Origin of the sequence: Marinilabilia salmonicolor, assembly GCF_003003035.1 — a bacterium.
Taxonomy (GTDB): Bacteria; Bacteroidota; Bacteroidia; order Bacteroidales; family Marinilabiliaceae; genus Marinilabilia; species Marinilabilia salmonicolor_A.
The window spans coordinates 52,075-67,487 of the sequence record NZ_PVTS01000004.1 but is presented as its reverse complement, the minus strand read 5'-3'; the positions used below and the strand labels follow the sequence as shown (position 1 = coordinate 67,487).

The 15,413-nt window shown below is 44.8% G+C and carries 9 protein-coding genes; 4 read left to right on the top strand and 5 right to left on the bottom strand.

Annotated elements, in window-relative coordinates; translation table 11 throughout:
- The first annotated feature begins 261 nt into the window (after positions 1 to 261).
- The 3 genes from BY457_RS05135 (at position 262) to BY457_RS05125 (ending at position 4,399) form a co-directional block, all read left to right on the top strand.
- Complete coding sequence (locus tag BY457_RS05135; RefSeq protein WP_106152256.1) at positions 262 to 1,287, top strand: LacI family DNA-binding transcriptional regulator; 1,026 nt, start codon at positions 262 to 264, stop codon at positions 1,285 to 1,287.
- Positions 1,288 to 1,452: 165 nt separating this feature from the next.
- Positions 1,453 to 2,919 (top strand): tagaturonate reductase, encoded by a 1,467-nt coding sequence (locus tag BY457_RS05130; RefSeq protein WP_106152255.1) that lies wholly within the window; start codon positions 1,453 to 1,455, stop codon positions 2,917 to 2,919.
- On the top strand, positions 2,912 to 4,399 hold the full coding sequence (locus BY457_RS05125) for a UxaA family hydrolase (protein WP_106152254.1): 1,488 nt from the start codon (positions 2,912 to 2,914) through the stop codon (positions 4,397 to 4,399). Before BY457_RS05130 ends, BY457_RS05125 begins: the two co-directional genes overlap by 8 nt.
- Before the next feature lie 443 nt (positions 4,400 to 4,842).
- On the opposite strand, the gene BY457_RS05120 is transcribed toward BY457_RS05125, so the two are convergent.
- A complete protein-coding gene (locus BY457_RS05120) occupies positions 4,843 to 5,655 on the bottom strand; it encodes a 3-keto-disaccharide hydrolase (protein ID WP_106152253.1) in 813 nt (270 codons plus the stop codon).
- A 363-nt stretch (positions 5,656 to 6,018) separates the two neighbouring features.
- On the bottom strand, positions 6,019 to 7,503 hold the full coding sequence (locus BY457_RS05115; RefSeq protein WP_106152252.1) for a Gfo/Idh/MocA family protein: 1,485 nt from the start codon (positions 7,501 to 7,503) through the stop codon (positions 6,019 to 6,021).
- A gap of 276 nt (positions 7,504 to 7,779) precedes the next feature.
- Between BY457_RS05115 and BY457_RS05110 the strand changes: the two genes are divergently transcribed.
- The gene (locus BY457_RS05110; protein ID WP_106152251.1) at positions 7,780 to 9,012 is read left to right on the top strand and encodes a pyridoxal phosphate-dependent decarboxylase family protein; all 1,233 of its coding nucleotides are present in this window, start codon (positions 7,780 to 7,782) and stop codon (positions 9,010 to 9,012) included.
- A gap of 551 nt (positions 9,013 to 9,563) precedes the next feature.
- Here BY457_RS05110 and tnpA read toward each other — a convergent pair.
- From tnpA to BY457_RS05085, 3 genes are all read right to left on the bottom strand, one after another.
- Positions 9,564 to 10,019, bottom strand: coding sequence for an IS200/IS605 family transposase (gene tnpA / locus BY457_RS05100; RefSeq protein ID WP_106152249.1), 456 nt, complete (start codon positions 10,017 to 10,019; stop codon positions 9,564 to 9,566).
- Positions 10,020 to 10,524: 505 nt separating this feature from the next.
- Positions 10,525 to 12,474, bottom strand: coding sequence for a glycoside hydrolase family 97 protein (locus BY457_RS05090; RefSeq protein ID WP_106152247.1), 1,950 nt, complete (start codon positions 12,472 to 12,474; stop codon positions 10,525 to 10,527).
- Between the two features lie 153 nt (positions 12,475 to 12,627).
- Complete coding sequence (locus BY457_RS05085; RefSeq protein WP_106152246.1) at positions 12,628 to 15,015, bottom strand: glycoside hydrolase family 127 protein; 2,388 nt, start codon at positions 15,013 to 15,015, stop codon at positions 12,628 to 12,630.
- Between the last annotated feature and the right edge of the window lie 398 nt (positions 15,016 to 15,413).

The following is a 15,413-nucleotide window of genomic DNA, read 5'->3' as shown; positions in this document are numbered from 1 at the left end:
CTAAAAGAAGACCAATAGCGGAAAACACAAAAAACCTCCCAATTTCCTCTTTATCAAACAATATCGGCAGTAAAAAAACCAAAAAGAAATTAATCCCCTGTCCCACAAGAGATGCAGAAAACAACGGCAAAGAAGTTCTTAATATATTTTCTTTTTCTCTTTTCACAATGATATTTTTCGCAAATTTACCGCAAAAAACTATGCTATTATTATTTTTTGCGGTAAATTTGTGTCGTAAATTAATTCATAAGGCCATCTGCCATGACTAAAAAACGAACATCTCTCAAAGATATTGCAGAAGCACTAAACACATCCGTATCTACTGTATCCAGAGCTCTAAAGGACCATCCGGATATTAGCCCTGCCCTCAAAAAACAGATTCAGGAGATGGCTTTTGAACGGGGTTACAACCAAAAGAAGATTCCCGCAAAAAACAAAACAAATTCCGCAAAAGCCATCGGAATCATCGTTCCGGATATGGTCACCTATTTCTTTTCAGCCGTCATCAGTGGAATTGAAAACTATGCCAAAGAGAAAGGATACTTTGTTGTAATCACCAACTCACACGATCGGGCCGACCAGGAAGAAAAATGCGTCAATCACCTACTGGGAATTGGTGCATGCGGAGTAATCGCTTCTATAGCACAAGAAACAAAAAAATTCAGTCACTTCAGCCGGTTGACCACACAAAATATCCCATTGGTCTTTTTTGACCGGATAGCTGAAACCGACAAAATATCTTCAGTGGGAATCGACAACACCAACATCGCCCGGGAGCTGACCTGCCATTTTTACGAAAACGGTGCCCGAAGAATAGCCTGCCTTGCCGGTCCTAAAAACCTCAGCATATCACGTGAAAGAACCGCGGGTTATCTTTCAGCCCTTCTTGATTGCGGACTTACAGTCAATAATGCCTATATGGCCAACACCAGACTGGATGCCGATTCCTCAGAAAAAGCGACCACCCAGTTGCTGCAACTGCCCGAACCTCCCGATGCCTTGCTTTGCATCAATGACACAGTAGCTTTTGGAGCTATGCGTGCCATTCGCAATGCGGGACTATCCATTCCTAACGACATCGCACTCTCCGGCTTTACCAATGAAATGCATGCCACCGTAGTGGAACCACCCCTGACCTCGGTAGCTCAGCCTACAGAAGAGATGGGCAGGGAAGCCGCAAAAATGCTCATTGAGCAAATTGAAAACGGAATTTACAAGGTCCCCAGACAGGTCGTAATGAAGTCAAAAATTGTTATCCGGTCATCATCTGTGAAATCAGAGCTTTAGGAAGAGGTTGAGGCTAAGGTTTAGAATAAAGATGAATGAATTGATAGTCCCTGCTTATACGAGAAAGTATTTAACGAATCAAATAAATTGGTGTCCGGTTAAAAAATTGAGTTTGTTTTTCCGGACACTAATGAAATCAAATAGCATTACATCAAATCAGAAAAAATGAAATTAAACAGAAGCAACATGAAGAAACCGGCAGAAAGACCGGTGAAAATTATCCAGTTTGGAGAAGGAAACTTTTTACGTGCATTTGTGGACTGGATGGTACAGGAAATGAACGACAAAGCAGGGTTTAACGGGAATGTTGCAGTGGTACAGCCCATCGAATTTGGAATGGTGGACAAACTAAATGAACAGGACGGACTTTACACATTGGTTCTTAAAGGCATCAAAGACAAAAAAGGAGTAAAAGATGTGACGCTAATCGACAGCATTTCTAAAGGCATCAATCCGTACACTGATTTTGCTGATTACCTGAAACTGGCCGAAAACGAAGATACCCGTTTTGTGGTTTCCAACACCACTGAGGCAGGAATTACATTTAATGAAAACGATACTCCGGATATGCAACCTCCGGTTTCTTTTCCCGCAAAAGTCACATTATTGCTCCATCACCGCTTTAAAACTTTCAATGGAGCTACAGACAAAGGATTTGTGTTTCTTCCCTGCGAATTGATTGAACTAAACGGAGACAAACTGAAAAAATATGTGTTGAAATATGCCGAAAAATGGCAGATGGGAACCGAGTTCATCAGTTGGGTCAACGAAGCCAACCTCTTCTGTAATACACTGGTGGATCGTATCGTTCCCGGTTTCAACCCTGACAACATTGCGGAACTGAAAGAGACCAAAGGTTATGAAGACAATCTGGTGGTCGAAGGCGAACAATATCACCTGTGGGTTATCAAAGGGCCCAAAGAACTGGAAGAGGAACTCCCCTTCTCCAAAGCCGGGCTGAATGTACGAATCGTGGATGATGTTCAACCCTACCGCACCCGTAAAGTACGACTGCTTAACGGCCCCCACACCGTGATGACTCCCATTGCCTTTTTGTCCGGAGAAGAGTATGTGCGGGAAACACTGGAACATCCCGTGCTGGGAGAATTTGTGCGCAGCGTTATGAAAAATGAGATCCTTCCAACGATAGATCTTGACCGGGAGGAGATGGAACGCTACATGGACAGAATCCTGGATCGCTTCCTGAATCCATTTGTGCAACATGCTTTGGTGAGCATCAGTCTCAACAGTATCTCCAAGTTCCGCGCAAGAGTGTTGCCCACCATCTTCGATTATCAGAGAAAAACGGGGAAACTCCCCAACGGGTTGGTCCTGTCATTGGCAGCCCTGATTGCCTTTTACCGGGGCAAGTACCAAAACAAAACAATTCCTCTGAAAGACGACGAAGCAAACATCAGCTTTTTCGAAAAATTGTGGGAGAAGTACGAAGCTGAAGAATATACGACACTGGATCTAACGGGCGATGCACTGGCGAATTGTGACTTGTGGGGGCAAAACCTCAACAAAGTGCAGGAACTGACAGAGAAAACGGCTGAACTACTGGAGGGAATCCTCTCGAACGGAATGATCAATGTAGTGTCAGAAATTGTAAAGGAAGAAAGTCATGCGTAAATTACTTAAAATAGACGCTCGCGACAATGTTGCCGTAGCACTGGACAACTTGTCCGCGGGTTTCGCCATCGACCAGGAAGATTTGTCTGTTACAATCCTTACAGATGTTTCCCAGGCGCAAAAAGTTGCACTCAGCGATATTGCGAAAGGGGAAAACATCATCAAATACGGACAACCCATCGGCCATGCTACCTCTCCCATCCCCAAAGGGGAAAAGGTGGATGAGACCAATATCAAAACAAATCTGGAGGGCGTACTGGAATACAATTATTCTCCTGAATTCACCCCTAACCAATACCGAAACCGTGATCTTACGTTTAAAGGTTTTCGTCGAAAAAACGGAGATGTAGGCATCCGCAACGAACTATGGATCGTGCCCACAGTAGGCTGCGTCAACGGAATTGGAGAACAAATGCTGAACGCGCTGAAACGGGAAGTGGACATCTCCCGAATCGACGGAATTGAAATTTTCAAACACAATTACGGATGCTCTCAGCTGGGAGACGATCATGAAAACACAAAAAAAATTCTGCGCGATATTGTTCTACATCCCAATGCCGGTGGCGTATTGGTTTTGGGGCTTGGATGTGAAAACAACCAACCGGATGTTTTCAGGGAGTTTCTGGGCGATTTTGATGAAGAACGGATCAAATTCCTGGTCACTCAGGATGTGAAAAACGAACATGAAGAGGGACTCAAAATCCTGAAAGAGCTGTATGAAAAAATGGCTGAAGATGTGCGGGAAGAAATACCTCTTTCAGAATTAAAGGTAGGACTCAAATGCGGAGGGTCTGACGGATTCTCCGGCATCAGTGCCAACCCGCTGCTGGGGGCATTCTCCGACTTTCTGGTGGCTCAGGGTGGAACAACTGTACTCACAGAAGTTCCGGAAATGTTTGGTGCTGAAACCCTGCTGATGAACCGCGCAGAAAACCGCGACGTTTTTGAAAAAACTGTGCACCTGATCAACGATTTCAAAAACTACTTTATTGAAAACAAGCAGCCCATTTACGAGAATCCTTCCCCCGGAAATAAAGCGGGCGGAATATCCACCCTGGAAGAAAAATCACTGGGATGCACACAAAAATGTGGTACCGACAAAGTCAGAGATGTCCTGAAATACGGTGAGCGCCTCACCACCAAAGGGCTCAACCTTTTGAGTTCACCGGGCAACGACCTGGTGGCGGCCACCGCTTTGGGAGCTGCAGGATGTCACCTGGTTTTATTTACAACCGGCAGAGGAACCCCTTTTGGAAGTTTTGTACCTACCATGAAAATCTCCACCAACACACCGCTCTTTGAGAAGAAGCCTCACTGGATCGATTTCAATGCCGGCCCCATTGCCGACGGCAAGCAAATTGAGGATGTGCTGGAAGAATTCATTCCGTATCTGATAGACGTAGCAAGCGGCAATCAGGTCAATAATGAGAAATATGGCTTTCGTGAAATTGCTATCTTTAAGACGGGGGTAACGCTGTAAACAGAGTTGAGGAGTGAGGGTAAGGAGTGATGAGAGGGCTGTTAGCTCTTGGCTGTTAGAACAAAAAGAAGAGGTTTTTAAAATTGGTAATATGATTTTGAGGGTGAACCCACCTCAGCGAGGGACAGTTTAGTGGAAATGGCGTTTAAAAGAGAGATAAGATTTGTTCCTGTCTTCAGGCTGGAGGCTACCGATACGGCACATTACATTATGTTGTTAAATTTTTAAAAGGCCGAAGGTCTTTAAGCAACAGCCTGGGGCAACACCCCAGGGAAATTGTAACAACTCCCCCCTCTCATTATTGGTCGCGACGCGACCAATAATGAGAAGGGGGAGCGGAGGATATCTCCAAACCCAGGGCTATGCCCTGGGCTATTGCTCTCAGGCTTTCAGCCTGTTTTCATGCTACCTGTCTTATGTATAAGGAGGTTAGCTTAGAATCACTATTCCATTACTTTCAGTTTAACATTACGGAACCACACATCATCTCCGTGATCCTGAAGTCCGATATAGCCCATACGTTCCTCACCGCCGGCATTGATCATTTCTGTCCAGCCTTTAAACTTGCTGTTCTCGATCATCTCTTCCCATTCGGGCGTCCACAGGTGATATTCGAGTACTACTTCACCATTCTGCATGTGAATAACTGTTCCTTTGTAAACAATGATGGTCCCTGTATTCCATTCGCCAAAACCTTTGCTGTTTTGGGGTTTAGCAGGAATCAGGTCATACAATGAAGCAGACTGACGGTTGCCATCCACACCCAAACGGGCATCCAGATGATTCTCATTATCCAGGATCTGGTATTCGGGTGCCGAACGGTATATGGGAAGCTCTTCGAATTCCCGAGCCATATAGAAAACGCCGCTGTTTCCGCCTTTAGAGACTTTCCAATCAAATTTGAGCTCAAAATTTTTGAATTTCTGATCGTAAATAATGTCTCCGCCGTCTTCAGCTCCGGCTTCTCCTTCACCCGAACCATTAATTTTAATAGCATTGTCATCAATGGTCCATGCCCCGGGAACGGTTTCCTTATTGTAACCTCGCCAGCCATCAAAATTCTCTCCGTTAAAAAGCAGCATCCAACCGTCTGCTTTTTCTTCTTCTGTCAATCCGTTCAAAGGAGCTGCTTCTTCCACTTTCGCCGATTTGGTTTCTTCACTTTGTTCTTCCGATTTCTTTTGTCCGCCCATTCCGCAGGCACTGAAAATAAAGGCACCTGCGATGATGGCCATACCAATTTGCTTTGTCTTCATATAATAATTTTTTAAGTTTTAAATTTATCATTCATCCTATAAAATTTATTTCTCAAGGTCGGATGGAACTCACATGCAAGAACTTATACATATTCTTTTGAGGCAATCATTGCCATACTCGTTTCATCCGTTTAAAATTTTGTAATTATGTGATAAAAAACTAATTAAAAATTTGAAAACGAATGGAACCGCTTCGCTCTCGCATAATATTCTTTTAAACATATTCTCTTGTGATATTTATGTTTAAAAAATATCATGCTCGTTTCATCAGTATAAAATTATTCTAAGTTATTGGTCTGATGAAACTCGTCCCGAATTATCGGGACTCATTTCACACTCCATTCAGGAGCCCACTACCTGCGATTAAGGCATGGGGGGCAAGCTCCATCCATTCCGGTAATTATGCTTAATCAGCTCCTGAGCAAACGCTTTGGCATTCACCGGGTCTGTCCATGTCTGATTAAAAGTGGGATGACCGTCATGGATTTCAAAACCATCCTCAATTACGGTACGAATGGTTTCATCATCATTGATGTTGGTGAATTCCATCTTCTCACCATTCCATTCCAATTCTTTATTCAGGGCCTGCAATCTTACAGCCAGTACGCCCATTACCACCATTTCGTTGAACGGTCCCGCCTCACTGAAGGGGGAATTGGTCTCCTGACGATTAGCAGCACTCTCTTTACAGGCACGCACCCAATCCATTTCGTGGCTCAACTCCACTCTGCGCTCCGTTTTTGGGACGTTAGGCACGCGACCTGACAGCAACCAGGGATCCTTTCCGTAGCATCCGGTTACCAGCATATCTTTTGTACCATGAAACAGCAAACCTCCACCGGCGTCATTCATATTTTTCCCGGCTGGCCAACCGTCGGGCTTCATTGGTTGTAAGCCACCATCATACCAGTGAACATCCACTTCGGGGAGATTCAGTTTACCTTTTTTACCCCTTTCGGGGAATGTCATACGAACCCGCTGCGCTGTAGGAGCCGACTCAGTCAGCAACAATGTGGAACTACCCTGTGCTTTGGTGGGATACCCCAGGTCAAGTCCTTTAAAGGCAGGATGTAGGATGTGACAAGCCATATCTCCCAGCGCTCCCGTACCAAAATCCCACCATCCACGGAAATTCCAGGGGGTGTAAATCTCGTTGTAAGGACGCATCTCTGCAGGACCTATAAAAAGATCCCAGTTAAGGGTATCGGGCACCCATTGTCCCTGTTTTGGAACATTTAATCCCTGGGGCCAGATAGGACGGTCGGTAAAGGCTTCCACTTTGGTCACTTCACCAATCTCATTATTCATGAGCCATTCGGTAGTAAGTGCAACGCCTTCTCCCGAAGCCCCCTGGTTACCCATTTGAGTGGCTACTTTATATTTCTCGGCCAGTTTGGTGAGTAAGCGTGATTCGTAAACCGTATGTGTCAAAGGCTTCTCCACATAGACATGTTTGCCCATGGTAATAGCTGTTGCAGCAATAATGGCATGCGTATGATCGGCAGTAGCCACAACCACCGCATCGATGGAGTCACCCAACTCGTCAAACATTTTACGCCAGTCCCAGTATTTTTTTGCTTTTGGGAAATGATCAAAGGCTTTTTGCGAGTATTTCCAGTCCACATCACAGAGCGCGACAATATTCTCACTCTCCATAGCTTTGAGAACTGCAAAACCGCGGCCGCCCACACCGACTCCGGCAATATTCAATTTGTCACTCGGAGCTTTTCGTCCCAGAGCACCCCCCATCGCTACATTGGGGATGATTGTCATCCCTGCTGCAAGGGCTGCCGAATTACGGATAAACCGACGTCTGCTCAAACCGCCTGAATTGTTACTGTTTTCCATGTTTTTTAGTTTATTAATTGTGTGATTAAGAATATTTCAGATAATGAATGACGCGTCAGAACCCGCCATTGCTTAACGAAATTCTTCTGAAAATTAAAAAAATTAACGTAAGAATACAAAATATTTGTTTTCGAACACCTTCTTTCGGGCAAAAAATGACTAGGGTTAATCCCGCTAATATCGTTCTTGAAAAAACTGCCAATTAAGAATTGACCATCCTATGATTTGTCAATGTTTATCCCTCACAAAAAATGTAAATTTGTAAAAAACACCGTTATGCAATACTGGAAAAAACTCACCAACAGCGAAATAAAAGAGAAAGTAAACAAGGCTCTGGCACAAAACGTGGATTATCACGAGCGCAGTATCCTGGGCATCCCGGCCTCCCATCTGGATGAAAATGTATTCAATATGGATCCCGCCTATTTGAACAATGCCCCCTTTCTGAAAACCATGGTGGACAATCCCAATCACATCGGTTGTCATACCATGGGTGAATCGGAGCCTTTTTTTGCGGGAACCCAAAAGCTGGAGAAAGAACTCATTGGCATCGTAGCTGAAGATATTTTATTGTGTGAACCGGAGCAATACGACGGTTACGTTGCATCAGGAGGTACCGAGGCCAATATACAGGCCATCTGGATTTACAGAAATATTTTCAAAAAGAAGTTCCATGCCCGTTATGACGAAATCTGCCTGCTATGCTCGGAAGACTCTCACTACTCCATGCCCAAAGCCGGAAACCTCCTCAATCTGGATTTGGAATATGTCACGGTGACCGATGACGCCAGAGAGATAACACCTGAAAATGTAGCAGAAGCCATTCATTCGGCAAAAAGGAAGGGAAAAAAATACTTCATTGTGGTCGCCAATATGATGACAACCATGTTTGGATCGGTCGATTGCATAGAAACCTACACGCGTGCCCTTACCGATGCCGGTGTGGAATTTCGGATTCATGTGGATGGCGCCTACGGTGGTTTTGTTTATCCTTTCAGCACAGACAATGAGGAGATGACCTTTCGTAATCCACATGTCAGTTCCGTTACCCTCGATGCCCACAAAATGGTGCAAGCCCCCTTTGGCACAGGGATTTTTATTGCCCGAAAAGGCCTTATTGACAATGTTTTTACCAATGAAGCTCAATATGTCAGCGGATTGGATGCCACTCTTATTGGCAGCCGCTCCGGGGCCAATGCCATTGCTGTTTGGATGATTCTGCAAACCTACGGGCCACACGACTGGTTCGAAAAAATCCACATATTGAACTATCGAACCAACTGGCTGTGCAACCAACTGAAGGAGCTAAAAGTTGATTTCTACCGACATCCCAGCTCAAATATTGTGGCCATCCGGGCCCGTCACATCTCCAAAGAGCTGGCCCACAAATACGGGTTGGTACCCGACTCTCACAACCACCATCCCCAATGGTATAAAATTGTGCTGATGGAGCACGTGCATGTGGATCACCTGATGCCCTTTGTGGAGGAATTGAGGGAAAAATTGTAATTTTTAGTTGCCCTTTCAGGGCGATCCTTTGCATCTGTTCCAGTTACCCGGGGTGATTACCCCGGGCTATTGTAACTTGCCCTTTCAGGGCGGATTTCTGGGGACCCTGCACACCATCGGTCTGAACACAATGCAATCAGAAACGGGCTGAAAGCCCAACTAATTTTAGCCCAGCGGCAACGCCCTGGGGTATAATGGAAACGCCCAGAATATGTTGCCAACGCCCCGGAAAAAACATGAACATAAGAAAATACGGGCTGAAAGCCCAATTGATTTTAACCCAATGGCAGCGCCCTGGGGCATCACCACAATGCAATCAGAATCGGGCTGAAAGCCCAACTAATTTTAGCCCAGCGGCAACACCCTGGGGTATATCGGCAACGCCCTGGGGTATAATGGAAACGCCCGGAATATGTTGACAACGCCCCGGAAAAAACATGAACATAAGAAAATACGGGCTGAAAGCCCAATTGATTTTAACCCAATGGCAACGCCCTGGGGCATCACCACAATGCAATCAGAGACGGGCTGAAAGCCCAACTAAGTTGCCTTTAATCAGTCCACAGATAATTACCATCAAAATCAACTCTATACTCCTTTAGAAACAATAAATACTCTTCTTTAAAACTCGTTTTACGATGATGATTCTCCTGGTTTTGGATATATCTCTTTGTTTTTTCATAAAGCGACGGACTAACCGAAAAACCTCCGTATCCACCTTGCCATGCAAATTTTGAATAATAATTATCTTTCCCTTTTATCCATCTGCTACTATGACGTTTTATCTCCTCAACCAGTCTCGCTAAGGAAATATTCTTGGACATCGAACATAAAATGTGAATGTGATCTTCCACTCCATTTATTTCAAAGGGAATTGAGCCATTATCTTTAATAACAGCTCCAATGTATGCATACAAATGGTCTTCTTCTTGTTTACGCAAAAGGCAATTCCGATTTTTGACATGAAAGACAATGTGGACGTAGAGTTGAGAGAGGGATTGAGGCATTTTTATTGTTTTGTATGATTCTAATTACTAGCTTCTTACAACACACCCAATTTAATAAAAAAAATGTGAATTATTAAATTGTTTTTTAAACAAAGGAGTTTAGTTGCCCTTTCAGGGCGATACTTTGGGAATCTTCCATTTACCCGGGGTGATTACCCCGGGCTATTGTAACTTGCCCTTTCAGGGCGGATTTCCGGGGCCAAAACACTCCTGATACCAATACATCCCATCGGGCTGAAAGCCCAGGTTCCCATAACACAATCAGAATCGGGCTGAAAGCCCAAATGATTATAACCCAATGGCAACGCCTTGGGGCATCACCATAATGCAACCAAAATCGGGCTGAAAGCCCAATAAATTTTAGCCCAGCGGCAACGCCCTGGGAGATGATGCCGGCGCCCCGGGACATGATTCCGCCGCCCAAGGTATAATTCCAACATCCCGTGACAAAACGGCATCGCCCCAGGTATCACAGCACCCCGGGAAGAAAATGCCGAAAGGATTTTCAGTTCTCCAGCACCATCACAAACCCACCATTGGGCTTGATGGTAACCTTTGATGGCTGGTTTTCATTAAGTGAAATCTCCTCTTGTGAAAACGACAGAATTCCCTCTTCTCCATCAGTTATCATTACGGCTTTATTGGTTCCTGAAACAAATGGAAGATCCAGTTTCACCACTTTTTCAATGTTTTCTCCGTTGATGCCTGCCACATACCATTGATTTCCATGACGACGGGCAATAACAGCCAATTTTCCGGGATATCCGTCAATAAATATGGTTTCGTCCCAATCACCGCCGGGAAAACCGGTCAGGAAATCTTTCACGTAATCGGGTACCGTTGCCATTCCATCAGGTGTTTCAGCAATATGCTGAATTCCGGAAGTAAAGACCACAGAAAGGGCCAGTTCAAAACCATTGGTGGTACGGCGGTCGATATTTGGAATTCCTCCGAGATTTATGGGAGTAAAATCCATCGGGTCAAACACGTTACGCGTAAATGGGGTCATGGCCATGTGGGTAGGTGCATTGTCGGCTGTTTCCTGCCCAAAAGTAATAAACTCATACCCTTTGATGGCCTCAACGGTCATGAGGTTGGGATAAGTCCGTGCCCAACCGCGTGGAAGAGTGGCACCATGAAAGTTAAGCATGATTCCATACTCAGCGGCATCCCGGAGAATTTCATGATAATAAGCAATGACCGACTGCCCGTCACCGCCAAAAAAATCCACCTTTATTCCTTTTATGCCGATTTCATTCATCCACTCAAACTCTTTCACCCGGCTTTCATGCGTCAGCATCTTATTTTTCGGGGTCTGATAAGCAGAGTTCCAGCTTCCGGCCGAATTGTACCAAAGCAACAATCCAACGCCTTTACTTTGGGCGTATTCCGAAAGGTCAGCGATTTTCTCGCGACCAATTTGCTCATCCCACAAACCATCCACCAGACAGTAGGACCATTTCATTTCAGCAGCAAAATCAATAAAGTCTTTCTGGGTTTCGTAGTTCACCGATTCATCCTTCAAAATTACCCAACTCCACGAGGCCACTCCCGGTTCCACAAACGAGAAATCCACATCGATAGCTGGCTCTGCCAGGTCGGTACCCAATGTAGATTCCGTGAGAGTTGCTAAATCCCCGATGGTCAGAATTCGCCAGGGAGTTGACATAGGCAAAAAGCCTTCAGGATTAATAGCTCCCTGAGGCATCACCTCCTCCGGTTGTGGAAATGCTACCCGATAGCAGTTTCCCTCATTTTCGAGATGGGTACCACAATAATTAGCACTGAGTGAGGTCTCTGTAAGAAGCAACCACACTCCATTGGTTTGGAATAAAGCAGGATAAACCCAGCCAAAACCTATTGGGGAATCGATCTCCGCCGGCACCTCCTGCAAATAATTCTCTTCGTAAGAGGGGTTAGTTTCCGCAAAACCTGTTTTGGCTTTTGATACCGGTTGCAACCATCCTTTTGTATTCATAGGCATTACAAAAGAGGTAATTTCATTTTCAATTATCACCTTCTTATCAACAGACCCAGGAAAATGATAACGAAAAGCCACGCCATCGTCCGAAACCCTGAAAATAACCTCCATCAATTTCCCGTCAACATTGCTAACCTGGATAACAGCTTCATTGGCGTCATAAGTCACCTCCTTTTGCTTTCCATGCATCAGGGCATAGTTATCCACCACACGAGAAATATCCGAAACGCCAATTATTTCAAGATTCTGCGTAAAATCGGCATCACTGCTTTGAATTCCAAGGCGGGACGGTTGCAAAACCTGCTGTTGGCCGCTCTGAACCTCATAAAGTAGTTTTCCCCCTTCTGAAATCCGGACCTCAGCGGTAATATTTCCATCAGGGCTGGTAACTTTAGTAGGTTCTGTATCCTGGCAACCGGTAAAACCGAAAGCCGGGAAGAACAAAACCGCTAAAATCGACAAATATTTTTTCATGCTTAATAATTTGTTTATGAAGATCGTATGAAGATTTAAACCATGTAAGACAAATAAGTTGAAAAAAGTCAGAACTCCACCCCAGCTAATAGCCATGAGCTAAGAGCCAATTACTCTTTGCACCCCGCTCCATGCTCCATGCCCTCAGCCCACTTACCTCATCAATCGCACATGATAAATACCTCCGGCCATAGAACCTTCTGCCGCACGGAATTTCACCGTCAGCACACCATCTTTGGCCGATTTTCTCATTGCCGCGGGAATGGCATAATCCACCTCCACGAACTTATCGCCACCATCACCTTTAAGTTCAACAGTTGCCAGCAATTGTTCATTGATAAGGATATCAAAAATTCTCCCACTATCCCCACCGAAGTAGGTAATACGAAGTTTCTCAGCTTCATTATCCGGATCTTTCAAGTCATACGAAAACCACCCGGAAGCATGCCTCCAGTGACGATCCATATGAACTCCTGCCTCTGAGCCTTCTCCTTTGAAGTTATGTTCCGATTCGGGCTGTTGTTCACCGGTAGCTACCTGATCGATAGTTTGTTGCTCCAACAGCATTAAGGCTTGCTCGGCAGCCTTTGTAACACTACGGACGGAATCTATTTCAGAAGAAGTCCCTGTTCTCCAGTAAACCATATATCGGGCATCATGCACCCGGTAAAACGGTACCAACTTAAGCTTCTTCTCTGACTCAGGAACAATTAGCTCAGGGGCCTCAAAAGTCATGGTTTCTCCTTCAACAGGCACTACTTTTTCTGTCCAGTTCTCATCATCAATTTGCAGCATGGGGGCCTCATCAAGCGGACGCAATGGGCCATGTGCAATATGTCCCATACGGCTGTCATTAGCAATAAGCCCGTCCAAATCATCTCTACCAGTAACTGCTGCCAACACAAATGGGCCATGTTTAATGGAAAGGAACGGACTATTATCGGGCAGATATTCACCGGTGGTATGCATCTTAAGGCTGATAGTTATTTCATCGCCATTGTTCCACTCACGCGAAAGCTGATAATATTGGCCGGGCTGACCAGCACCTTTTGCTTTTTTTCCATTCACAGCCACCTTCATCTCTCCCGACTTCATCCAGGCAGGATAACGAATGCCGATGGTAAATTCTTTTGATTCGTCAAGATTCAACTTCAGAGAGGTCTGTTCAATATCAGGAAAATCAGTTTTCTGAGTCAGTTTCAGACCTTTCTCCTCCCAATTCAACTCACTGGGAATAAACAGGTTCACAAACACGTCGTCGTCACTGTGCGCATAAATCAGCTCTCCGTACTTTTCGTGGTTCTCTATGCCCGAACCCACGCAGCACCAAAATGTTTCTTCCGGATTGGAATAGACCCGGTAATGCTGGGGACGCATGGGCGTAAAATAGACCAGACCGCCATGCTCCGGATGCTGAGACGAAAGGATATGATTGTACAACGCCTGTTCGTAATAATCCAAATATTTCAAATCATTCCCATACAGATAGAGTTGCTTCGACAGCTTCAGCATGTTGTAAGTATTGCATGTCTCGGGCCCCTGACGCGACTCAACCATCGAGGAAAAATCATCCACAGGGTGAAAATGCTCATGTGTAGAGTTTCCGCCAATGGTGATGGTACGGTTGTTTACCACGGTATTCCAGAAAAAGTCAGAAGCATCAATCCAGGCACTATCGCTGGTCAACTCTCCGATGCGCATAAAACCAACCACTTTGGGAATCTGGGTATTGGCATGCAAACCGGTGAGTTTGTCCTCGTGATTTAATAGGGGTTCCAGGATGGCCTGATGAGAATATTGACGTGCCAGTGTAAGATATTTATCCTCACCTGTAATGGCATACACATCTGCGAAAACCTCATTGAGCCCCCCGTGTTCGGACACCAGTATTTCCTGAATCTGCTCATCCGAAAGGCCGCTGTTTACGCCAATAAACCAATCCGTAAGTTGAATAAGTATCTCCAGTGCTTTTTGGTTCCCTGCATATTTCCAGGCATCGTGCAATCCGGCAAACAACTTGTGAATATTATAAAGAGGCACCCACTTGCCATTGAGTGAAAAACCACCGGCATCGATGTTGCCTTTCGCTATTTCGGCCCACATGGGCTGACCACCGGGTATTCCGCCAACATAGCCGTTTCCATTGGCCTGCTGGCAACGTGCCAGTTCATCCACCATGTAATTCAGGCGCTTTTCAGCTTCCTCATTTCCTGTTGATGCCACCATCAGTGCCAGTGAAGTGAGATAATGACCGCCAACGTGTCCGTTCAATCCGCTTCCCTCCCAGTTTCCGTACCCGGGTGCTTTCGGTTCCAGACCGGCATCAATAAGAAATGGTGCAAGCAGACGATCCGGGTCATGCGCAAAAACATACTTTTCATTCAGTTGCTCCGCATGTTTAAACGGACTGTCAAGCAGACGTACTGCCGAAAGCGGAAAGGATTCCACATCGGGGGTGGTAACCGCTTTATTATTAGTACACCCAAAATTCATCAGGCCAACAATGCCTGCAATTATAATTTTTAACAAATTCTTTTTCATAAATTGTTACTTTAATCCGATTTCAATAGTTCAATAAAAAAGGTCCTTACCTCAGCGACACTACGATGCAAAATTACCAGATCCAGCGAAACATAATCAATACCACTACACGAATGAAAGATAATATTTTTCAATCAAACTTCTATTTATCCAGCCAAACCTTCATTTTTGAAGCGCCTCTATTGTTCCAATAAAATAAGGAATAGCTTTGAATGAATTCATTCCATGGTCTGAAGCAACGATAGGACAAACGCAATGGTATTTATTTTCATCAAGGACCAATACTTGTGATTTCTTATCATAGTCAATTATCCACCCCAATCATCTTCCAAAAATTTAAGAAATAACTTTTCATTTCTGACAAAGCCCAACAATACTTCATTCATTATCAATTTATT

Excerpts from the sequence above, each read along its gene's own strand:
- BY457_RS05135 (WP_106152256.1), top strand. The coding sequence starts at position 262 with ATGACTAAAAAACGAACATCTCTCAAAGATATTGCAGAAGCACTAAAC.
- BY457_RS05130 (WP_106152255.1), top strand. The coding sequence starts at position 1,453 with ATGAAATTAAACAGAAGCAACATGAAGAAACCGGCAGAAAGACCGGTG.
- BY457_RS05125 (WP_106152254.1), top strand. The coding sequence starts at position 2,912 with ATGCGTAAATTACTTAAAATAGACGCTCGCGACAATGTTGCCGTAGCA.
- BY457_RS05120 (WP_106152253.1), bottom strand. The coding sequence starts at position 5,655 with ATGAAGACAAAGCAAATTGGTATGGCCATCATCGCAGGTGCCTTTATT.
- BY457_RS05115 (WP_106152252.1), bottom strand. The coding sequence starts at position 7,503 with ATGGAAAACAGTAACAATTCAGGCGGTTTGAGCAGACGTCGGTTTATC.
- BY457_RS05110 (WP_106152251.1), top strand. The coding sequence starts at position 7,780 with ATGCAATACTGGAAAAAACTCACCAACAGCGAAATAAAAGAGAAAGTA.
- tnpA (WP_106152249.1), bottom strand. The coding sequence starts at position 10,019 with ATGCCTCAATCCCTCTCTCAACTCTACGTCCACATTGTCTTTCATGTC.
- BY457_RS05090 (WP_106152247.1), bottom strand. The coding sequence starts at position 12,474 with ATGAAAAAATATTTGTCGATTTTAGCGGTTTTGTTCTTCCCGGCTTTC.
- BY457_RS05085 (WP_106152246.1), bottom strand. The coding sequence starts at position 15,015 with ATGAAAAAGAATTTGTTAAAAATTATAATTGCAGGCATTGTTGGCCTG.